This is a genomic window from Rhodococcus yunnanensis NBRC 103083 (assembly GCF_001895005.1).
In the GTDB taxonomy this organism is placed as follows: domain Bacteria; phylum Actinomycetota; class Actinomycetes; order Mycobacteriales; family Mycobacteriaceae; genus Rhodococcoides; species Rhodococcoides yunnanense.
Map to the genome: position 1 here is coordinate 32,153 of NZ_BCXH01000011.1, position 21,289 is coordinate 53,441.

The 21,289-nt window shown below is 64.4% G+C and carries 20 protein-coding genes; 9 read left to right on the top strand and 11 right to left on the bottom strand.

Annotated features, from left to right (window positions below; genetic code table 11):
* Positions 1-57: 57 nt before the first annotated feature.
* From serC to RY1_RS17600, 3 genes are all read right to left on the bottom strand, one after another.
* A complete protein-coding gene (gene serC / locus RY1_RS17590) occupies positions 58-1,179 on the bottom strand; it encodes a phosphoserine transaminase (RefSeq protein WP_072805304.1) in 1,122 nt (373 codons plus the stop codon).
* A gap of 370 nt (positions 1,180-1,549) precedes the next feature.
* A complete protein-coding gene (locus RY1_RS17595) occupies positions 1,550-2,503 on the bottom strand; it encodes a hypothetical protein (protein ID WP_072805305.1) in 954 nt (317 codons plus the stop codon).
* Between the two features lie 393 nt (positions 2,504-2,896).
* Positions 2,897-4,015: a citrate synthase 2 gene (locus RY1_RS17600; protein ID WP_072805306.1), complete on the bottom strand. Its 1,119-nt coding sequence runs from the start codon at positions 4,013-4,015 to the stop codon at positions 2,897-2,899.
* A gap of 134 nt (positions 4,016-4,149) precedes the next feature.
* Here RY1_RS17600 and pdxH point away from each other — a divergent pair, with 134 nt between their 5' ends.
* The 5 genes from pdxH to RY1_RS17625 all read left to right on the top strand — a co-directional run bounded on the left by pdxH (position 4,150) and on the right by RY1_RS17625 (position 9,291).
* Positions 4,150-4,767: a pyridoxamine 5'-phosphate oxidase gene (gene pdxH / locus RY1_RS17605; protein WP_072805444.1), complete on the top strand. Its 618-nt coding sequence runs from the start codon at positions 4,150-4,152 to the stop codon at positions 4,765-4,767.
* A 23-nt stretch (positions 4,768-4,790) separates the two neighbouring features.
* Positions 4,791-6,071, top strand: a complete 1,281-nt coding sequence (locus tag RY1_RS17610) for an MFS transporter (protein ID WP_072805445.1) — start codon at positions 4,791-4,793, stop codon at positions 6,069-6,071.
* Positions 6,055-6,984, top strand: a complete 930-nt coding sequence (locus RY1_RS17615; protein WP_072805307.1) for an aldose 1-epimerase family protein — start codon at positions 6,055-6,057, stop codon at positions 6,982-6,984. The genes RY1_RS17610 and RY1_RS17615 overlap by 17 nt, the downstream gene beginning before the upstream one ends.
* Complete coding sequence (locus tag RY1_RS17620; protein ID WP_072805308.1) at positions 6,985-7,923, top strand: carbohydrate kinase family protein; 939 nt, start codon at positions 6,985-6,987, stop codon at positions 7,921-7,923. It abuts the gene before it with no gap.
* Between the two features lie 69 nt (positions 7,924-7,992).
* On the top strand, positions 7,993-9,291 hold the full coding sequence (locus RY1_RS17625) for a citrate synthase (RefSeq protein ID WP_072805309.1): 1,299 nt from the start codon (positions 7,993-7,995) through the stop codon (positions 9,289-9,291).
* A gap of 75 nt (positions 9,292-9,366) precedes the next feature.
* Here the strand turns inward: RY1_RS17625 and RY1_RS17630 are convergent, their stop codons facing one another.
* On the bottom strand, positions 9,367-10,161 hold the full coding sequence (locus tag RY1_RS17630) for a carbon-nitrogen hydrolase family protein (protein WP_139279898.1): 795 nt from the start codon (positions 10,159-10,161) through the stop codon (positions 9,367-9,369).
* A gap of 46 nt (positions 10,162-10,207) precedes the next feature.
* Here RY1_RS17630 and RY1_RS17635 point away from each other — a divergent pair, with 46 nt between their 5' ends.
* Positions 10,208-10,849 carry a GntR family transcriptional regulator gene (locus tag RY1_RS17635; RefSeq protein WP_072805448.1) on the top strand — a complete coding sequence of 214 codons (642 nt, stop codon included), beginning with the start codon at positions 10,208-10,210 and terminating at the stop codon, positions 10,847-10,849.
* Here RY1_RS17635 and RY1_RS17640 read toward each other — a convergent pair.
* Positions 10,821-12,155, bottom strand: coding sequence for an MFS transporter (locus tag RY1_RS17640; RefSeq protein ID WP_072805310.1), 1,335 nt, complete (start codon positions 12,153-12,155; stop codon positions 10,821-10,823). The genes RY1_RS17635 and RY1_RS17640 overlap by 29 nt on opposite strands.
* A 129-nt stretch (positions 12,156-12,284) precedes the next feature.
* Between RY1_RS17640 and RY1_RS17645 the strand changes: the two genes are divergently transcribed.
* Positions 12,285-12,959 carry a DUF2848 domain-containing protein gene (locus tag RY1_RS17645; RefSeq protein ID WP_072805311.1) on the top strand — a complete coding sequence of 225 codons (675 nt, stop codon included), beginning with the start codon at positions 12,285-12,287 and terminating at the stop codon, positions 12,957-12,959.
* Between the two features lie 24 nt (positions 12,960-12,983).
* On the top strand, positions 12,984-13,343 hold the full coding sequence (locus RY1_RS17650; protein ID WP_072805450.1) for an FKBP-type peptidyl-prolyl cis-trans isomerase: 360 nt from the start codon (positions 12,984-12,986) through the stop codon (positions 13,341-13,343).
* Between the two features lie 202 nt (positions 13,344-13,545).
* Here the strand turns inward: RY1_RS17650 and RY1_RS17655 are convergent, their stop codons facing one another.
* The 4 genes from RY1_RS17655 to RY1_RS17670 are packed head-to-tail and all read right to left on the bottom strand — an operon-like array spanning position 13,546 to position 16,925.
* Positions 13,546-14,610: an isopenicillin N synthase family dioxygenase gene (locus RY1_RS17655; protein ID WP_072805312.1), complete on the bottom strand. Its 1,065-nt coding sequence runs from the start codon at positions 14,608-14,610 to the stop codon at positions 13,546-13,548.
* A 53-nt stretch (positions 14,611-14,663) separates the two neighbouring features.
* Positions 14,664-15,983 carry a sensor histidine kinase gene (locus RY1_RS17660; RefSeq protein WP_072805313.1) on the bottom strand — a complete coding sequence of 440 codons (1,320 nt, stop codon included), beginning with the start codon at positions 15,981-15,983 and terminating at the stop codon, positions 14,664-14,666.
* Positions 15,980-16,705: a response regulator transcription factor gene (locus tag RY1_RS17665; protein WP_072805314.1), complete on the bottom strand. Its 726-nt coding sequence runs from the start codon at positions 16,703-16,705 to the stop codon at positions 15,980-15,982. Before RY1_RS17665 ends, RY1_RS17660 begins: the two co-directional genes overlap by 4 nt.
* A gap of 13 nt (positions 16,706-16,718) precedes the next feature.
* On the bottom strand, positions 16,719-16,925 hold the full coding sequence (locus tag RY1_RS17670) for a hypothetical protein (RefSeq protein WP_072805451.1): 207 nt from the start codon (positions 16,923-16,925) through the stop codon (positions 16,719-16,721).
* 106 nt (positions 16,926-17,031) lie between these two features.
* Between RY1_RS17670 and RY1_RS17675 the strand changes: the two genes are divergently transcribed.
* Entirely contained in the window at positions 17,032-18,363 is a 1,332-nt protein-coding gene (locus tag RY1_RS17675) for a cryptochrome/photolyase family protein (RefSeq protein ID WP_072805315.1), read from the top strand.
* Between the two features lie 97 nt (positions 18,364-18,460).
* On the opposite strand, the gene RY1_RS17680 is transcribed toward RY1_RS17675, so the two are convergent.
* Complete coding sequence (locus RY1_RS17680; protein WP_072805316.1) at positions 18,461-19,363, bottom strand: DMT family transporter; 903 nt, start codon at positions 19,361-19,363, stop codon at positions 18,461-18,463.
* A gap of 63 nt (positions 19,364-19,426) precedes the next feature.
* Entirely contained in the window at positions 19,427-21,283 is a 1,857-nt protein-coding gene (locus RY1_RS17685) for a propionyl-CoA synthetase (protein ID WP_072805453.1), read from the bottom strand.
* Positions 21,284-21,289 lie beyond the last annotated feature (6 nt).

Below are 21,289 nucleotides of genomic sequence, written 5' to 3' on the forward strand. Positions count from 1 at the left end.
GTTGCACATGCCAACTATTTTAGCTCTCGAAGGAAGCGCCCAGCTGTGAGCCTGCTGCTAGTTCAGTGTGGACACCACGTAGTCGATGCTCTTGGTCAACGCAGTGACATCGTCCGGGTCGATCGCCGGGAACATTCCGACACGGAGCTGGTTGCGCCCCAGCTTGCGGTACGGCTCGGTGTCCACGACGCCGTTCGCACGCAGAATCTTGGCGACCTGGGCGGCGTCGACCTTGTCGTCGAAGTCGATGGTGCCGACGACCTGGCTGCGGTGTGCAGGGTTCTCCACGAACGGAGTAGCGAACTCACTGGCCTCGGCCCAGTTGTACAGACGCGACGACGAATCAGCGGTGCGCTTGACTGCCCAGTCCAGGCCGCCCTGATTGTTGAGCCACTCGATCTGGTTCAGGAACAGCAGCAGCGTCGCGACGGCCGGAGTGTTGTAGGTCTGGTCCTTGAGACTGTTGTCGATTGCGATCGGCAACGACAGGAAATCCGGAACCCAGCGGCCGGTCGCGTCGATCTCCTTGACGCGCTCGAGTGCGGCCGGGCTGAACAGTCCCACCCACAGGCCGCCGTCGGCGGCGAAGTTCTTCTGCGGAGCGAAGTAGTAGACATCGGAGTCGGCGACGTTCACCGGAAGACCGCCCGCACCGGACGTGGCGTCGATGGCGATCAACGCGTTCTCCGACCCGGCCGGACGGCTCACCGGAATGGCAACACCCGTCGAAGTCTCGTTGTGCGCCCAACCGATGAGGTCGACGGACGGATCCGACGTCGGCTCCGGGGCGCTACCCGGCTCGGCCTTGACGACGATCGGATCGCCGATGAACGGGTTGTTCTTCGCGACCGAAGCGAACTTCGAGCTGAACTCACCGTTGGTCAGGTGCAGCGACTTCTCGCGAATCAGTCCGAAGGCGGCAGCATCCCAGAACGCGGTGGTTCCACCGTTTCCGAGGATGACCTCGTAACCCTCGGGCAGGGAGAACAGGTCCTTCAGTCCGCTGCGGACACGGGCGACCACGTCCTTGACCGGCTTCTGGCGGTGACTCGTACCGAACACGGATGCACCGACGTCGACCAGGGACTGCAGCTGCTCGGGGCGAACCTTGGACGGTCCGCAGCCGAAACGTCCGTCGGCGGGCAGAAGATCGGCGGGAATGATCGGCAAGTCGGCCATTGAGCAGCGCATCCTAGCGTCGAGGGAATATGGCCCCTACAGATTAGTTGATGCGGGTCTGCGGCTCGTCCGCCGCTTCCCTTCCGCGCAGGTTGTGGTGTGGGGTTGGGACGGGTTGCGGCGCGCGGGTTGCAGCGGCTGCGCGGGTTGCATCGTGCGCGTGTGCTGGAAGGTGCGCGGTTGGGGGGTGTGGGGTGGTGTGGGGTTGGGACGGGTTGCGGCGCGCGGGTTGCAGCGGCTGCGCGGGTTGCATCGTGCGCGGGTGCTGGAAGGTGCGCGGTTGGGTGGTGTGGGGTTGGGACGGGTTGCGGCGCGCGGGTTGCAGCGGCTGCGCGGGTTGCATCGTGCGCGGGTGCTGGAAGGTGCGCGATCAGGCCGGCCGATCGAATATCCGTGGTCCCGGAACCGTCGCCGCTAGGTCGATAGCATCTTGAAGGTGCGCCAAAAACGTGTTCGGCCGGTCGAGGTCGGACCACGTCACGCGGAGTACGAACCACCCGAAACGTCGAACCCCGTCCTCCCTCTTCTTCTCCGCGATGACGATGTCGCTCGATTCCTGTCCTGGCTTGACCAATTTTTTGTATTTGACGTCGCCGTCGAATTCGAGCGCGACACCGACGTCGAATCCGAAGTCGAGACGAGCGATCAATCGGCCACGTTCGTCGCGTACTTCCACCTGCAGTCGTGGCACCGGCATGCCCGCACGGTGGAGCAGAACCCGAGTTCTCGTTTCTCCCACGCTTTCGCTTTTCGCGTCGCAGAACTCGAGGGAGCGTCGTGCCGTCACGATTCCTCGACCGCCCGAGCGAACAAGCGCCTCGTCGATTCCTGTGACCGTAGCCGAACCCGCATGGAGTGCGGAATCACCGACGCACACACCTGCCTCGAATGGCAATACCCTCAGCAGATCCGCGATCGTGCGATCAGCGGTGGTCACTGGAATTCCGTCGACCTCGGTGATATCCCTGTCGGCGATGGGATTCGCGTGCACATGGCGGGTCTTGGTAGTTCGACCTCCGGAGTTTCTATCGACGGTGAAGTGCACTTTCGACAAGTCTGGTGCCCACATCTCGAAACCGTGCACAGCTGCCGCGGACTGATGGCTCACAACGAGCGTGCTGTTTGCTGCGGCGAGATGAGCTCGGACATTCAGCACGTGCCGGTCCTCGGGGCGCATGTCCTTCAAAGTCCTCGTCGAGACGAAAGCGCCCCGGCGAAGAGACGCAATCGAGCCGGCGGCCTTCGCAGATCGGATGTCACTGTCGGACCGTCCATTGCGCACGAGGTCGCGACGAAGTAGCAGCGGGTCGTTTTCGGTGTCCATCAATACATGCTGACCTGCGTCTGGGCGCTGAGGTAGGCCTGTTGATGGGCCTGTGGACAACCATTGCCGAGCCCGTTCTGCGCGGGTTGCAGCGACTGCGCGGGTTGCAATGTGCGCAATCGCTGGAAGGTGCGCGCTTGGCGGGAAGGTGCGCGGTGGGACGTGGGGTGCGGGGGTGGGGGTCTGCGTTCTGCGCGGGTTGCAGCGACTGCGCGGGTTGCAACGTGCGCAACCGCTGGAAGGTGCGCGCTTGGCGGGAACGTGCGCGGTGGGACGTGAGGAGCGAACGTGCGCGGTGGGACGTGGGGAGCGAACGTGCGCGGTCGGCCCGAACCCCTGAAACGCCGATCGCCGCTACCGAAGGACGGTAGCGGCGCTCGATAGTGCTGGCACTCAGTTGATCTGGCCCCACCCGTCCACGGAGTCGGGGGTACGCGGGGCGGGGCCGGTGTAGATGGCGGCCGGGCGGACGAGTTTGCCGAGCCGCTTCTGCTCGAGGATGTGCGCACACCAGCCTGCGGTACGGCCGCAGGTGAACATGGCGGGCATCATGTGCGCGGGGACCTCGGCGAAGTCGAGGATGACCGCGGCCCAGAATTCGACGTTGGTTTCGATGGCGCGGTCGGGGCGACGCTCACGCAGCTCGGCCAGCGCGGCCTGCTCCAGCGCCGCGGCGACCTCGTACCGCGGGGCGTTCAGGCGCTTGGCCGTCGCACGGAGCACGCGGGCGCGGGGGTCTTCGGCGCGGTAGACGCGGTGCCCGAAGCCCATGAGCTTTTCCTTGCGGTCGAGGATGCCCTTGACCAGCGCGCGGGCGTCGTCGTTCTTCTCGACCTCTTCGATCATCGGCAGCACGCGGGCGGGTGCGCCGCCGTGCAGTGGACCGGACATCGCGCCGATCGCACCGGACAGTGCGGCGGCGACGTCGGCGCCGGTGGAGGCGATGACGCGTGCGGTGAACGTCGAGGCGTTGAGACCGTGCTCGGCGGCGGAGACCCAGTAGGCGTCGATGGCTTCGGTGTGCGCGGGGTCGGGGTCGCCCTTCCAGCGGGTCATGAAGCGTGCGGTGACGGTTTCGCACTGGTCGATCTTCTTCTGCGGTACGGCAGGTTGGTAGATGCCGCGTGCGGATTGGGCGACGTAGGACAGTGCCATGACCGACGCGCGGGCGAGCTGATCGCGGGCGGTGGCGTCGTCGATGTCGAGCAGCGGCTGATAGCCCCAGATCGGGGCCAGCATCGCCAGGCCTGCCTGGACGTCGACGCGGACGTCGCCGGTGTGGATGGGCAGCGGGAACGGCTCGGCCGGCGGCAGTCCTGGGCCGAAGCGGCCGTCGACGAGCAGTGCCCACACGTTTCCGAAGGTGACGTGTTTGGAGACGAGGTCTTCGATGTCGACGCCGCGGTAGCGCAGTGCGCCGCCGTCCTTGTCCGGCTCGGCGATGTCGGTGGTGAAGGCGACGACACCTTCGAGGCCACTGACGAAATCTTCTGGTACCTGTTGAACAGCCATTGCCTCTGGACTCTCCTCGTAGCCGTACGACCCACGTCGAGCCGCGTTCGAGCTTGCCTGGTCGAAACTTTAGCCGGTCGTACTCTCCAGTAGCGTCTTGGCTTGTGCCGAATGACGAACCACCTCTCGCCGACATGCGTGTCGACTACGCGGACGACACCGATCTCGAGGTCGATCGGTTCGAGGGTGGGTGGTTTCCGGTCGCCCAGCAGTGGCTGGGCGACGCAATCGCCGCCGCCGTTCCCGAACCCAATGCGATCGTGCTGGGAACCGTCGACGAATCAGGTCACCCGGCGACCCGCACTGTTCTGTGCAAGGGCCTCGACGCCGACGGCGTGGTCTTCTACACCAACTACGAATCCGACAAGGGAGTGCAACTTGCGCGCACCCCTTATGCGTCGATCACGTTCCCGTGGATCGCCATCGCGCGCCAGCTCACGATCCGAGGAGCTGTGAAGAAAGTCTCGGCCGAGTCGACGGCGAAGTACTTCGCGACGCGTCCGCGCGGGTCTCAGCTGGGCGCATGGGCGTCGCATCAGTCTCGTCCCGTCGCGTCGCGGGCCGAGCTGGAAGCGCAACTGGCCGAGGTGACAGCGCGATTCGACGGCGCAGATGTTCCGGTGCCGCCGAACTGGGGAGGCTTTCGGGTGATCCCGGAGACCGTCGAGTTCTGGCAGGGTCGAACGAACCGTCTGCACAACAGGATTCGAGTCACAGTCGCCTCCTCGACGGTGGAGCGGCTCCAACCGTGACCGAAGCACTGAAGAAGAGCAGGCTGCGCGGAGTTCTCGCCGACACCACGCCTCTGCAGAATCCGGCGTACCGCAGACTGTGGGTCGCCAACATCGTTACCGTCATCGGCGCGCAGCTCAGTATCGTCGCGGTGCCGCAGCAGATTTTCGAGATCACCCGCAGTTCCGCCTATGTCGGCTTGACCGGCGTGTTCGCGCTCGTCCCCCTCATCGTCTTCGGGTTGTGGGGTGGGGCTCTCGCCGACGTCATGGATCGGCGAACGTTGTTGGCGATCACGACGATCGGTCTGATCGCGACGTCGACGCTGCTGTGGTTGCAAGCGCTCGCCGGTCTGAACAATGTGTGGGTCGTGTTGTGCCTCTTGGCTGTTCAGCAGGCATTCTTCGCGGTCAATCAGCCCACGCGCAGCGCGATCATCCCGAGACTGCTCCCCGGTGCGCAGTTGCCGGCGGCGAACTCACTGAACATGACGGTGATGAACTTCGGCGCTATCGCAGGCCCGCTCATCGCAGGCACGATGATTCCACTCGCAGGCCTGCGGACGCTGTATCTGGTCGACTCGATTGCGTTGTTCGCGACGCTGTGGGCGGTGATCCGGCTACCGGCCATTCCTCCGGCCGAGGCAGGAAGAAAGGCCGGGCTTCGTTCGGTCATAGAGGGTTTCACGTACCTCGCCACGCAGAAGGTGCTGTTGGCCTCGTTCGTCGTCGACATCATCGCGATGGTGTTCGGTATGCCGCGTGCTCTGTTCCCGCAGATCGCGCACGACACGTTCGGCGATCCGGCGTCGGGCGGCCTGGTTCTGGGGCTGCTGTTCGCGGCACTGTCGGCCGGTGCGGTGATCGGCGGGGTGTTCTCGGGATGGCTTCCGCGAGTGCAGCGTCAAGGACTCGCCGTCATCGTGTGCATCGTCGTGTGGGGGATGGCCATGATCGGGTTCGGCGTCAGCGTCGGATTGGCCACCGGCGGAACCGTGTCGATCGCACTGTGGTTCGCACTTGCGTTCCTTGCGCTCGGCGGCGGTGCCGACATGATCTCCGCGGCATTCAGAAGCACGATGCTCCAGCAGGTCGCGACCGACGACATGCGCGGCCGCCTGCAAGGCGTGTTCATCGTGGTCGTTGCCGGTGGCCCGCGAATCGGCGACGTCATGCACGGGGCGAGCGCCGCCATGGTCGGTACCGCCGCTGCTGCGGCCGGTGGCGGCGTCCTCGTCGTCGTCGGAGTGGTGATTGCCGCAGTTGCTCTGCCTGCATTCATTCGCTATCGGGTCACGAGGGTGGACAATGGTCACCATGGCTGACGCACAGAATTACTTGCTGACGAGCGGTAAATATCGCGCCGAGGTCGCTTCGACGGGCGCAGGTTTGCGCGCTCTCGAGTACGACGGCTCGGCGTTGACGGAGACGTGGGAAGTCGGGAAGAAGCCGCCCATGTCCGCAGGTTTGGTGCTGGCTCCGTGGCCGAACCGCGTCGCCGACGGGAAATTCACGTTCGGCGGCACCGACCACGAACTGGAGATCACCGAACCGAGCAGGAACAACGCGAGCCATGGGTTCGTCCGAAGGGAGGAGTGGACGCTCGTCGATCACTCCGATGCACGGGTCGAACAGTCGATCGACGTCGGCGTGCACCAGGGGTGGCCGTACGAATTGTCGGTCACCGTCGTCCACGAACTGACCGAGAGCGGCCTCGTGGTGACTGCGACCGCCGAGAACAACGGAGACACCGACGCCCCGTACGGGATGGGCTTCCACACGTTCGTCCGGGTCGGGGACGTTCCGCTCGACGAGTGCACGCTCGAACTGTCCGCAGGCACTCGGTTGCAGCTCGATCCCGAGCGAATGTTGCCCAGCGGGCCATCGGTGCCCACGGCGGGTTCGGAGTTCGACTTCACCACTGCGAAGCCGTTGGCGGACGTCTGGCTCGACACTCCGTTCAGCGCCGAGGTTCCCGACGACGACGGCAAGGCGCGGCACGTCCTGAGCGCCCCCGGCGGCCCCTCGACGGTGCTGTGGACCGACCGCGAGTTCGACTGGATCCAGGTGTTCACGGCCGATCCCGCGAAGGATCAGGCGTATCCGGACCGAGGGCGAGCACTGGCGATCGAACCGATGACCTGTCCTCCCGACGCGTTCAACTCCGAAATCGATCTGCTGATCCTGAAGCCGGGCGAATCCTGGACCGGCACCTGGGGAATGGAGTACCGCGCCTAAATGACGATTCTCGTGTGTGGCGAAGCGCTGGTCGACCTCGTGCCCGTGCACGAAGGGCCGCTGCTGGCCCCGAAGCTCGGGGGCGGCCCGTTCAATGTCGCGGTCTCGATCGGACGACTCGGTTCCTCGGTCGCGTTCTTGTCGAGGGTGTCCAAGGACGCATTCGGCGAACAGATCCTGGCGAGTCTCGAGGACGCAGGCGTCGATACCTCGTGGGTGCAGCGCGGGAACGAGCCGACCACGTTGGCGATGACCACGCTCGCATCCGACGGCAGCGCCCAGTACTCCTTCTACGCGGACGGCACGGCGGATCGTCTGGTCGAGGATCCGGGTGCCATACCGGACGAGATCGAGGCGTTGTCCTTCGGGACGCTGTCGCTGCTGTACGAGCCGGGCGCTTCGGTGTACGCCGCGCTGCTGCATCGGGCGCGAGCTGCAGGAAAGCTGACGATGCTCGATCCGAACATTCGCCCTGCCGCCATCGACAGCACCAGCGGGGACATCACGGCCGACGGTTTCCGGACGCGGTTCAAGTCCTGGCTTCCTGCGGTGGACATTCTCAAGGTCTCGGAGGACGATTCCCACTGGTTGAGTCTCGGCGTCGAGGGGACGACGGTCGACGACTGGTTGTCTTCGGGTGTCACAGCGGTGGTCATGACACGAGGCGGCGACGGTATTTCGGTGTTTCTGGCGTCGGGTGAGATCTCGGTTCCCGGGGTCGCCGTCGACGTGGTCGACACGATCGGCGCAGGTGACACGGTGCACGGAGCTTTACTTGCGTTTTTGAACAGGGAGACCATTCTCACATCACGCGCCGTGAGTGAGATGAGTAAGGAAGATTGGGAGCGAGCACTGAGTTTCGCTGCACGGGCCGCGGCCGTCACGGTTTCGCGCCCGGGCGCGGACCCTCCGTGGGCGTCCGAGACGCCGAGAGACTAGTTTCTCTATCGACTGAAGAATTATCCGTTTTAGTACGTGTCCGTTACACGAGTTCGAGAGGGACCATTCGTGCCCGCTGAGAATGACGCCAAAGCCACCCTCACCTATCCCGGTGGCGAACACAGTATGTCCATCGCCAAGGCAACAGAAGGCAATGACGGCATCGAGCTGGGGAAGTTGCTGGCTGCGACCGGTTACACGACTCTCGACGGTGGTTTCGTCAACACCGCTTCGACGAAGTCTGCGATCACGTACATCGATGGCGACCAGGGCATCCTGCGCTATCGCGGGTACCCGATCGAACAACTTGCAGGCAAGTCGACGTTCATCGAGGTCAGCTACCTTCTGATCTACGGCGAGCTACCCACCGAGGATCAACTCGAGATCTTCACCGACAAGATCCGCCGACACACGCTGCTGCACGAGGACCTCAAGCGGTTCTTCGACGGGTTCCCGCGCAACGCGCACCCGATGCCAGTCCTGTCGAGTGCGGTCAACGCCTTGTCGGCGTACTACCAGGATTCGTTGGATCCTGATGATCCCGAGCAGGTCGAACTCTCGACCATCCGTCTGCTCGCGAAGTTGCCGACCATCGCGGCCTACGCCTACAAGAAGTCCGTCGGACAGCCGTTCCTGTACCCGGACAACTCGAAGAGCCTCGTCGAGAACTTCCTTCGTATGACGTTCGGTTTCCCGGCCGAGCCGTACGAGGTCGACCCGGAGATCGTCAAGGCGCTCGACATGCTGCTGATCCTGCATGCCGATCACGAGCAGAACTGCTCGACGTCGACGGTCCGTCTCGTCGGTTCCTCGGACGCGAATCTGTTCACGTCCATCTCCGGCGGTATCAACGCGCTGTGGGGCCCGCTGCACGGCGGCGCCAACCAGGCCGTGCTCGAGATGCTCGACAAGATCAAGGCCGAGGGCGGCGACGCCACCGACTTCGTGCGCCGGGTGAAGAACAAGGAAGACGGCGTGAAGCTCATGGGCTTCGGGCACCGCGTCTACAAGAGCTTCGATCCGCGCGCGACGCTGGTCAAGGAAACTGCGCACACCATTCTCGCCAAGCTGGGCAACGGTGACGAGCTCCTCGACATCGCCTTGAAGCTCGAAGAGACCGCGCTGACCGACGACTACTTCATCGAGCGCAAGCTCTACCCGAACGTCGACTTCTACACCGGTCTGATCTACCGCGCGATGGGCTTCCCGCCGCGCATGTTCACGGTGTTGTTCGCGATGGGTCGTCTCCCGGGCTGGATCGCGCACTGGCGCGAGATGCACGAGGATCCGTCCACGAAGATCGGGCGTCCGCGCCAGATCTACACCGGCTACACCGAGCGTGACTACAAGGACCTCGGCGCACGCTGACATCGACGACGAAAGCCGCCCACTCCCGAACATCGGGGTGGGCGGCTTTTTCGTACGTTGCCGAACTCGCCGACCTCAGAACTGACGACGGTTGGCCAGCACGGGCAACTTCTTTCGTACCTCGGCGACGACGGCGGGATCGATGTCGACGGTCAATAGGCCTGGGGTGGCGTCGAGCTCGCCGAGGACCTCGCCGGTGGGGGAGCTGACCACCGAATGTCCGACGCCCAAGGGTGCTGTTCCGTTGGCCTCGAGGGGTTCCGGCTGGTCGCACGCGGCGACGAAGGCCGTGGCGTCGAGGGCTCGGGCACGTGCGAGCAACGACCACTGTTCGACCTTGCCCGGTCCCGATCCCCAGGACGCGGGCACGACGACCAGCTGAGCGCCCAGATCGCCGAGCTTCTGGAACAGCGCCGGAAAACGTAGGTCGTAGCACGTGGCGAATCCGACGCCGAAGCCGCCGATCTGCACGACGAGCGGGTCGGTTCCCGGTGCGACGGTGTCGGACTCGGCGAAACCGAAGGCGTCGAAAAGGTGGATCTTGTCGTAGCTGGCGTCGACTCCTGGCCCGGTGATCAGCAGGGTGTTGGCGACGCGGCCTTCGTCGGCGGGGGTGAACATGCCTGCGACGATCGTGATGTTCAGGCGCTGCGCGATGTCGCGGACGGCGTCTGCCCACGGGCCGTCGACGGGTTCCGCGACGCCCCGGATCGGGCCACCGAAGCACCGCATCATCGCTTCGGGGAAGACGACGAGCGACGACCCGGCTTCTGCTGCAGCACGCGCGTGAGTCTCGATGATCTTCAGGTTGTCGTCCGGTTCGGTGCCGCTGCTTACCTGGGCCAGGCTGATGCGAATGGTGTCAGTCATGGTCGAACTCCTGGTTTCGTGTGGCGCCGACAGGTATACATATCGTATGCAATCGCTGTCGGGTAGGGACAAGGCGTACGTCTTCGTGCGTGATCAGGTGCTCACTTCTCCGGCGGCCACGGGTACTTTTCTCAACGAGCAGGATTTGGCGACGCGAATCGGTGTGTCCCGCACCCCTGTTCGTGAAGCACTGCTCATGCTCCAGGCCGAGGGTCTGGTCGAGATGGTACCGAAACGCGGTGCGCACGTCCCCGCGATGTCGGGTCGTCAGATCGGCGAGTTGATGGACCTTCGTGGTGTTCTCGAACGGCATGCGGCCACGACGTCGTTGAAGGCGGGCAAGGCTCCGGCGTCGGCGATGCGCTCTGCCCTTGCGGAACAGCAGGTTCTTGCCGACATCCGAACCGATGACGCGGCCAAGGAGTTCATCGATCTCGACGGCAAGTTTCATCAGATTCTCGTCGACGCCGCAGGCAGTGAACTGCTCTCGCGGACCTACGCGGGCTTGCGTGCTCGGCAGCTCAGGGTCGGACTGTCTGCTTTGTTCTCTGCGGCCGACCGCCAGCACAACGTCTGCGCCGAGCACGAGGCCATCGTCGCGGCTCTCGAGAGCGGCGACGAAGGCGACGTGCATCGGGCGATCGACGATCATCTGGAGGTTACTTTACAGATTCTGTTGCGGGCCTAGCGTTCCCGATGACCGCATACTCTTCTTCCTCGGCGCGATCGGGGTTGCGGCCCAACGCGAGTCCGGCGAGCGTGAGGATTCCGACGATGGCCACGTAGCCGACGATCGGCACCCAGGTGTCGGTCTTGTCGAGTAGGAATACGAAGATCAGCGGAGCCATGGCGCCACCGAACACACCGGCGATGGTGTACGCCAGTGAACTACCTGTCGAGCGGAGTCGAACGGTGAACTGCTCGGTGACGAACGCAGCCTGCGGCCCGTACATGAACGAGTGGAATGCCAGTCCGACGACGACGCCCAGGATCAACAGGGGTAACGAGCTTCCGCCGATGATCAAGAAGAAGATCGCACTCCAGGCGACGCCACCGACGGCAGCGACGGCGTAGACGAGACGACGGTTGATCCGGTCGGACACCGCACCCGCCAACGGGATGAGCCCCAGCTGGAACGCGGAACCGACGAGAATCGCCGTCAGTACCTCACTGCGCTCGAAGCCCAATTTCTGGACGCCGTAGGTGATCGAGAAGACGGTGAACAACGCGTAGATGACGTCGGGTGCGATCCGCGAGAGGATCGCGGCGATCAGCGGCCGCAGCTGCGTCGAGAAGACCTCGCTGATCGGGGCTTCGGAGCGGTCACCACTTTCCTGAAGAGCCTTGAACACCGGGGTGTCCTCGAGCTTCAGTCGAATCCACAGGCCGAATCCGACGAGGACGGCCGAGAACAGGAATGCGACGCGCCAGCCCCACGACTCGAACTGATCCTCGGTGAGGCTGAGGGTCAACACGGCCAGTGCGCCGTTGGCGAGCAGGTTGCCTGCGGGAGGTCCGATCTGCGCTGCCGAGGACCAGAACCCTCGCTGTCGCGGGTTGCCGTATTCGCTGGACAGCAGAACGGCGCCACCCCATTCGCCGCCCACTGCCACACCCTGGGCGAAGCGCATCGCCACCAGCAGGATCGGAGCGACGATGCCGATCGTGTCGTAGCCGGGAATGAGACCGATCGCGAACGTGGTGACGCCGATGAGCATCAGCGTGATGACGAGCAGCTGCTTGCGTCCGATCACATCGCCCAGGCGACCGAAGACGAATCCGCCGATGGGCCTGGCGATGTAACCGACCGCGTAGGTCGAGAACGCCAGCAGCGTTCCGGTCAGGGGATCGCTGTCCGGGAAAAAGATGATGGGAAAGACCAGCGCGGCAGCAGCCGAGTAGACGGCGAAGTCGTACCACTCCAATGCCGTCCCGGTCAGGCTTGCGGCGAATGCTTTCGCCAGGCCCTTCTTGTCGACTGTCTGCGCAGTCATGGCAACTCCTTCGTGTGTGCCTCGGATCACTCTATCCGTTGTACGTGCTCCATACTTGCTGTATACAAGACGTATGCGCAAGTGTTTTCGCGTATTGGAAACAATCAATTAACGAGAGAGGCCCTCACGATGCTGACGTTCACGCTCCCCGACGGATCGACCGAGACGCTGGAGCCGCAGAATCTGCTCAACGCCGGCTACGCGGGCCGCAACCAGGACGAAGTAGCCCACCACATCGCTGAACTGGCAGAACTCGGTGTACCCGCACCGACGGTCACTCCGGCCATGTACCCGATTTCGCCGTATTTGGCACAGCAAACCGATGCGGTGCACGTCCAGCACGGCCACACCTCGGGCGAAGCCGAATGGGCGATCGTGATCCTCGGCGACACCGACAACGACGTGCTGCTCACCGTTGCCTGCGATCACACCGACCGTGACCTGGAAGTTCACAGTGTCGCGTGGAGCAAGAACGCCTCTCCCGACGTACTCGGCACGCATGCATGGCGGTTGTCCGACGTCGCCGATCGCCTCGACGACATAACCCTGAAAGCATGGGTCGGGGACACCCCCATCCAGGACGGTTCACTTGCCGATCTGTTGGCTCCGAAGTACTGGCTCGACGTCCTCCGCGAGCGCGGGCTGTTCCAGCGCGGCACCATCCTGATCTCCGGCACCATCTCCATGCTTCCCGGCGTCGATCAGTTCGCCGACCAGTGGAAGGTCGAGATGGCAGATCCCGCCACCGGCAACACTCTGACCTGCGAATATCGAACAATTCTCATGCCTGCCCCGATCGGCTGAGCACTGCGACGTAGGGTGGAGAGCGTGACGAAGCCAATTATCGAGTTCCAGGCCGGCCCCCCGCCCATCGATCTGGTGGTGGTGGACCTGGTCGAGGGTGATGGCGCCGAAGCTGTCCCCGGCGGCAATGTCGAGGTCCACTACGTCGGCGTCGAGTTCGACAGCGGAGAAGAGTTCGACTCCTCGTGGAACCGCGGAGAGTCGATCCAGTTTCCTCTGCAAGGCCTCATCCAGGGATGGCAGGATGGAATCCCCGGCATGAAGGTCGGCGGACGACGTCAGCTCACCATCCCCCCAGAGCTCGCATACGGGCCCGCAGGCGCAGGCCACCGGCTCTCCGGCAAGACTCTCGTCTTCGTGATCGACCTGCTCGACGCCAAATAACCCCTCACCTCGGCAGTCCGCCGGCTCCACTCCCGATCTACTGGGTCGTTCCGCCGGCTCCACTCCCGATCTACTGGGTCATTCCGCCGGCTCCACTCCCGATCTACTGGGTCATTCCGCCGGCTCCACTCCCGGGTTATCGGGTCGTTCCGCCGGCTCCACTCCCGGGTTATCGGGTCGTTCCGCCGGCTCCACTCCCGGGTTATCGGGTCGTTCCGCCGGCTCCACTCCCGACGGCAGCTCGGACACGAGCTGCCTCGCGGGTGGCCGTCGTGTTCGCCCTGCCCCCTCGGGAGCCCGCCAGCTTTGCTTCGATGTGCTCGGCGACGGTGACCGGCTCGTAGTGCACCGGTTCACCCAGTTCGATGCACGAGTCGAGCGGGGAGATGGTCGCATTCAAGTTCCCGTCGTGGAAGAAGGCCGCCGACCTGCGGCGCACGATGGAACCGTCGACGATCGGCGGACGCACTCGATGCAATGTGGACATCCAGCGGTCGTTCGTCAGCCTGGCCGTCAGATCACCCAGATTGATCAACAGCGCATTCTCGGCAGGCGACACATCGTGCCATCGCACATCGCTTCCCAACACCTGTAGGCCCGCGACTCGGTCCGCCCAGAGAACCGTGACGATGCCGTAATCGGTGTGCTCACCCATGCCGTCCGGTTCACCGAGTTCGATCTCACCTGGCCGCGCTGGTGCCTGCGGAACGGACTGGTGAGGCGGTAGGGCGTAGTTGTTCATTCGGAAGGTGTCGAGCGAGTTGTCGGTGATCCGATCGAAGAAGCCCTCGTCCACGCCGAGTGCGTCGGCGAAGATGCGGGTCAACGTTCGCGCCACCCGCGCCGCGTGCTCGAAGTAGAGGTTCACCGCGCTCTCGAACTCGGCTACCGCAGGCCACACGTTGGGTACGCCGTCGCCGGTTCCGACGTTGAAGGCCTCGAAGAAATCGTTCGTGCGGGTCGCCGATTCCAGCCCGAGGCTCAGACTGAGCGACTCGCTGCGCGGCGCCGTGTACCCCCGGTTTACCTCCGGCGGCATGATGTACGACGCCTTCTCCTCCGGCGGCAGGGCGAAGAATCCGTCGATGGCCAGGCCGAGGCCGGCGATGACGTCGTCGGGAATTCCGTGGCCGGTGACGGACATGAATCCGATTGTGCTGCATGCGCAGTCGAGATCGGCGGCAACGTCCCGCCGGCTCTCTTCGGTGCCACCCTCGACATAGGGGGATATGTCGATCGTCGGGACGTGGAACTGAGTGAACGGCATCCTGACAGTGTCGCAATGTCGTGGCCGCTCGTGGGTTTCTTCGGTGTAAACGGTTAGGTGGGCGAGTCGTCCGGAGATGGTCGGTCGTCGAGTTCGAGCACCAATCTGGCCCCGCCGAGTGGACTGTCGGTGAAGTAGGCGCGTCCACCGTGCAGTTCGGCCTGCTGCTCGACGAGCGCCAGCCCGAGGCCGGAGCCGCCCTTCGCGGCTGCAGCGCCGCGGTAGAAACGTTCGAACACGGCATCACGCTCGCCGCGAGCCACGCCGGTGCCGTCGTCGTCGATGGTCAGGGTGACGAGAGTGCCCTGCCGTCGGATCGAGAGGACGACGGCTTTCGCGTTTCCGTGACGTACCGCGTTGATGATGGCGTTGTCGACGGCGAGGCGCAGTCCTGTCGGAAGTGCCCGCATCGTGAGAGACGGTACCGAGTCGATCCGAACGTCGAGGTCCTCGTTCTGACGCATGGCGTCCTGGGCTGCGACGTCGCAGATCTCCACGACGTCGGTGGCGACGCGGTCGCTGTCGCTCGAGAGCTCACCCGAAGCCAGACGCTCCAGCGCGGCCAGCGTGGTCTCGACCCGTCCCTGCGTTCTTTCGAGGTCCCGCAGGATCTCCTCCTGCTGTGTCCGTTCCAGATCGAGGGTGCGAAGAACCTCGATGTCGGTGCGCATCGCCGTCAGTGGAGTGCGCAGTTCGTGAGCAGACACCGCAGCGAAGTCACGTGCCGTCGCGAGCGCGTCGTTGGTGCGCTCCTGGGCGTCGTTGACGCGTTGCAACATGCCACCGATCGCGACGGCGAGCTCGTCTGCTTCGCGCACACCGGTCTTGGTGTCCGGTGGCATCGGCGGTTGCGCACTGACCTGGCGTGTCAGCTTCACCAGTGGGCGCACGGCACGGCCGCCGAAGAGCCAGCCCAGGCCTGTGGACACAGCGATCGCACCGAGCCCGATGAAGATGACCTGCCGCTGCTGTTCGTCCGTCACCTGCTGCGCCTCGATGGCCGGGACCCCGATGGCGATCGAGATGTCGACCAGCGACACGGTCTTGGTCGTGTACACCCGGAATCGTTGGCCGTCGACGTCGACGGTCTCCGAGCCCTCCGGCAGGTCGGGCAGTTGAATGGGCGTCGAGGCGCGCACGGTGTCGCCGGTCCTGATGGTGACGGCGAAGGCCGCCGACAACTGATCGAGGAACGTCTCGAGAACAGCCGCGTTGGGGACGAGTGCCTGGGAGGCCGTCGTCAGACGCTCGTCGAGCTGATTGACGTTGTTTCGCGAAATCGCCACCGACGTCACCACCGCGAGCGCGGCGACGACGAGCGTCGCGCCGAGGGCAGTGGCTGCCGCGACGCGCAGGCGAAGCGACAGTCTCATGTCGCGTCCCGGAGCACGAAACCGACGCCTCGCACCGTGTGCAGGACGCGGGATGCGCCGTCGACCTCGATCTTTCGCCTGAGGTATCCGACGAAGACGTCGACGACATTGGTGTCGGCGACGAAGTCGTAACCCCACACCAGTTCCAGTAGCCGCTCACGCGTCAGTACGACGCCCTTGTTGCGGGCCAGTATCGCGAGAAGTTCGAATTCGCGTTTGGTGAGGTCGAGTTCGCGTCCTCTGCTCCTGGCACGGTATCCCGGAATGTCGACGGAGAGCTCGCCGACGACGATCTCCGGCGACGAGGAGGCCGTCGGCTCGGCCGCGGGAGCCACCGAGCGACGTCGAAGCATGGCGTTGATTCGGGCCACCAGCTCGGCGAGCACGAAGGGCTTGGTCAGATAGTCGTCGGCACCGGACTCGAGGCCGGATATCCGGTCGTCGACCGACGAACGGGCGCTCAACACGCAGATGGGCACGTCGTTGCCCATTGCACGGAGTGCTTTGACGACGCTTGCCCCGTCGAGGACGGGCATGTTGATGTCGAGGACGACGACGTCCGGGGACTGGCCGGATACGACGGTGAGTGCGGCGGCACCGTCGGCCGCGGTGATCACCGTGAAACCGGACAGTCGCAGCCCTCGTTGGAGCGAGGACAGGACGTCGTCGTCGTCGTCGACCACGAGAACCGTGGCGGAGCTACCTGGCGCAGATTCGGGCACCGCCCCATTGTGCCTAGGCAGCCCAGCTGTCGACGGTCTTCTGGCGTTCCTCGGGCGTTTTGGCGAAGAACTCCTCCAGCGCGCTCCGGCGGGTCGTATCGGTGTCGAGCGACCATGCGACTGCGGGAGCCTTCGAGTACAAGGCCTCGTAGTACTTCTCGAAACTGCAGGTGCTGTTCACCAATGACTGTGCGCCGGGGAACCTCGGTGTGCTTTTCATGATGTGCTCCTCTCTTGCGGTGTTTCCCAACGTAGGACGCGTTCATGCAGCGTTGGTGATGCTTCGTTGGCGTTTCTCTGAGAGTTGCTCGGGTATGACTGGACCTATGACTGTGGTGTGGTTTCGACGCGATCTCCGGCTGGCCGATCTTCCGACGCTGAAGGCTGCCGCCGAATCGGGAGATCCGGTGCTCGGGCTGTTCGTGCTCGACGATCGGCTGCTGAAGACGTCCGGCGGCCCGCGCAGAGACTTTCTGTACCGAAGTCTGGCTGCCCTCGACGAGCAGATGGATGGAAAGTTGCTCGTGGTGAAGGGCGAGCCCGAGACCGTGGTGCCGAAGGTCGCGAAAGCAGTCGGCTCGGACGAGGTGCACGTCAGCGCGGATTACGGTCCGTACGGACGTGCGCGCGACGAACGCGTCTCGAAGCGCGTGTCGCTGATCTCCACCGGCAGCCCGTACGCCGTCGCTCCTGGCCGGGTCACCAAGAACGACGGCGAGCCGTACAAGGTGTTCACGCCGTACTTCCGGCAGTGGATGGACCACGGGTGGCGAGGCCCCGCCGATACATCGGCCTCGACGGTGACGTGGCTCGATCCGTCGGACGTCGAGGGAACCGGTCGACGGGTGAAGATCCCGACCGAGAAGGATGCGTCGGAGGCGCCTGCGGGGGAAAAGGCGGCACTGGAGGCGTGGAACGAATTCCTCGATCGCATAGCGGGTTACGACGACGAACGAAACCGTCCGGATCTCGATTCGACGAGCCGCATGTCGGTGTATCTCAAGTACGGCAACATTCATCCTCGGACGATGCTGAAGGATCTCTCCCGCCTGCGCAGCGAGGGCAGTGGTGCCTACCGTCGACAGTTGGCCTGGCGAGATTTCTACGCGGACATACTGTTTCAGCGACCCGACAGTGCGCGTGAGAACTACGACAAGAAGTACGACCGCATCGAACTCGACACGGGCACGCATGCGGACGAGTTGTTCACCGCATGGAAGGAGGGTCGCACCGGCTTCCCGATCGTCGACGCCGGTATGCGACAGCTGAATTCCGAGAAGTGGATGCACAACCGCGTGCGCATGATCGTCGCGTCGTTCCTCGTCAAGGATCTGCATCTACCGTGGTGGCGGGGCGCGCGCTACTTCATGCAGCAACTCGTCGACGGTGACCTCGCCAACAATCAACACGGATGGCAGTGGACCGCAGGCACCGGAACCGACGCGTCACCGTACTTCCGAGTGTTCAATCCGATCACCCAGGGTGAGAAGTTCGATCCCACCGGAGACTTCGTACGCCGCTGGGTTCCGGAACTCCGCGGTGAGGAAGGAAAAGCGGTGCACACGTTGAAGTTCGGAAGACCCAAGGACTACCCGGAGCCCATCGTCGACCACAAGCACGAAAGAGAAGTAGCGATCGCACGGTTCAAGGCGCTCTAACCAGGCGGCGCTCTAACCAGGCGGCGCTCTAGCCAGGCAGCGCTCTAGCCAGGCGGCGCCGTGGCTCAGCGGTGCCAGGACTCAGCGGCGCCAGGGCTCAGCGGCGCCGGGACAGTCCGACGCCGACGAGGCAAATTGCACCGCCGAGGACGGCGAGGACGTGCGGGACCTCGCCGAGCAGAACCCATCCCAGCAGGATCGTGATCGGTGGGATGGCGTAGGTGGTGACCCCGAGTCGGCCCGCGTCCATCCGCTTCAATGCGTACGCCCACGTACTGAATGCGAGTGCCGTCGGAACGAGACCCAGGTACAGGAGCCCGCCCGTCGCGCCCGCCGACGCGGTGCCGAGGTCGTCGATCAGCGCGGGAAAGAAGGGAAGCGTGCACAGTGCGCCGATCGCGCACGCCATCCACGTGACCTGCAGTCCTGGAATCGTTCTCAGTACCGGCTTCTGACTGAGCACGCCGATCGCGTACGTGGCAGCGGAGACCAGACACAGTGCGATGCCGAGGAAGTCGGCGTCGGTCCTCGTGGTGTCGGAACTGGTGACAGCGGTGACGACTCCGACGAGAACCGCACCCGAGAACGCGACGGCTGCTCCGATCACGAGCCACTTCGGGAAGCCCTCGCCGAGGAGCAGTCCGGCGAACAGGGCGACCAGAATCGGGCCGATCTGGATGAGCATCGACGTGGTCCCGGCGTCGACGCGTTGTTCGGCGGCGTTGAGGGCGACGTTGTATATCGCGAACCAGAAGACTCCGACGCTGACGATCTGCAGCCATTGCGTCTTGTTCGGCCTGACCCACTTGCGCCCCAGCAGCAGAATCATCCCCAACGCAGCGGTGCCGATGAGCAGGCGACCGAGCGCGAGCGGTCCTGCACCGAACGACGTCCCGACCCCGCGGATGGCCACGAACGCCGAGGCCCAGGCCAGGACGGTGATCGTGATCGCGCCGAGGGCGAGCCAGTCGGTCTTCGGTCGGGTGTCGAGCTGCGTCATGCTGTCGACACTAAGGGGTGGGTAGGCCGATTCTCGCGCGGGTTTCGGACAACTTAGCGCGAGTTACTGCCGCAGCAGTTTCTCCAACTGCTCGAGCACTGCCGGGTCTTCGATGGTCGACGGCACGCTGTACTCTTCGCCGGCGACGATCTGCCGCATCGTCTTGCGCAGGATCTTGCCGGAGCGAGTCTTCGGCAGTGCTCCGACGATCGTGACGTCCCGGAACGTCGCGAGTGCTCCGATCTGGTCGCGGACCATCGCGACGAGTTCGGTGCGCAACTGTTCCTCGCTGATGGTCTCACCCGCTTTGAGCACGACGTATCCGCTGGGGCGTTGGCCTTTGAGGTCGTCGTGTATCCCGATGACCGCGCATTCGGCGACGGCTCCATGCCTCGCCACCACCGCTTCCATCGATCCTGTCGACAACCGGTGCCCGGCAACGTTGATGACATCGTCGCTGCGGCCGAGAACGTACACGTACCCGTCGGAGTCGATGTAACCCGAGTCGCCGGTGAGGTAGTACCCGGGGAAAGTCTCCAGATACGAACGGCGAAAGCGTGTCTCGTCGTTCCACAACCCGACGAGCGTTCCCGGCGGAAGGGGTAGCTCGACGACGATGTTGCCCTCGGTGCCGGCTTCGACCGGGCTGCCGGTCGCGTCGAGGATACCGACCTGAAATCCGGGAACGGGGACGGTGGGTGAGCCGGACTTGATCGGAAGCGGTTCGAGACCACGGAGATTGGCGCAGATCGGCCAGCCGGTTTCGGTCTGCCACCAATGATCGACGACGGGTCTGTGCAGTGTCTCCGAGATCCACTCGTAGGTATCAGGATCGAGGCGCTCGCCCGCGACGAAGAGGGTCTCCAGGCCCGTCACGTCGTACTTCTCGAGTTCGGCCGCTCCAGGGTCGACCTTGCGAATCGCACGCAGCGCCGTCGGAGCGGTGAAGAGGGCGCGGACCCCATGGTCTGCGATCACACGCCAGAAGGCGCCCGCGTCGGGAGTCCCGACGGGTTTGCCCTCGTACAGAACGGTTGTCGCCCCGGCGAGCAATGGGCCGTACACGATGTAGGAGTGCCCGACGACCCAGCCGACATCGGACGCCGTCCACATGACCTGGCCTGCCCCGACGTCGTAGATATTGCGCATCGACCACACCAGTGCGACGGCATGGCCGCCGTTGTCGCGGACCACTCCCTTGGGTTTGCCCGTGGTTCCCGACGTGTAGAGGATGTACAGCGGATCGGTGGCTCGTACCGACACCGGCTCGGCGGCAGACGCATCGGTGATCTCGGAGTCCCAGTCGAGCCAGTTGTGCTGCGCCGGGATCTCCTTGCGCGCCTTCACGATCACGGTGGGCGCGGCCGCGGTGGTCAGCTCGAGCGCTTTCTCGACGATCGGAAGGTACTCGATGGTTCGGCCGGGTTCGAGGCCGCCGGATGCGGTGACGATCAGACGTGGTTCGGCGTCGTCGATTCGTGCGGCGAGTTCCTTTGCCGCGAAGCCGCCGAACACGACCGAATGCACGGCTCCGATTCGAGCGCAGGCCAGCATCGCGGTGACGGCCTCGGGAATCATCGGCAGGTACAGCACCACTCGGTCGCCCGTCGACACCCCGTTGGCGAGGAGGACCCCGGCGAAGCGCGACACTTCGCCCAGGAGCTCGTTGTAAGTGTAGGAGCGTTGAACCCCGAGCATCGCCGAGTCGTAGATCAACGCCGTGCGATCACCGTGGCCTGCCTCGACATGGCGGTCGAGCGCATTGAAGCACGTGTTGAGCCGGCCGCCTGGAAACCACCGATCATCGGCGAATGCAGTGGTGGGAGGCGTCGACCAGTCGATACCCGCGGCGGCGTCGAGCCAGAATTTCTCGCGATCGAAGATGCTGCTGTCGAATGCCGTCCGATACTCGCCGCTCATACCGTC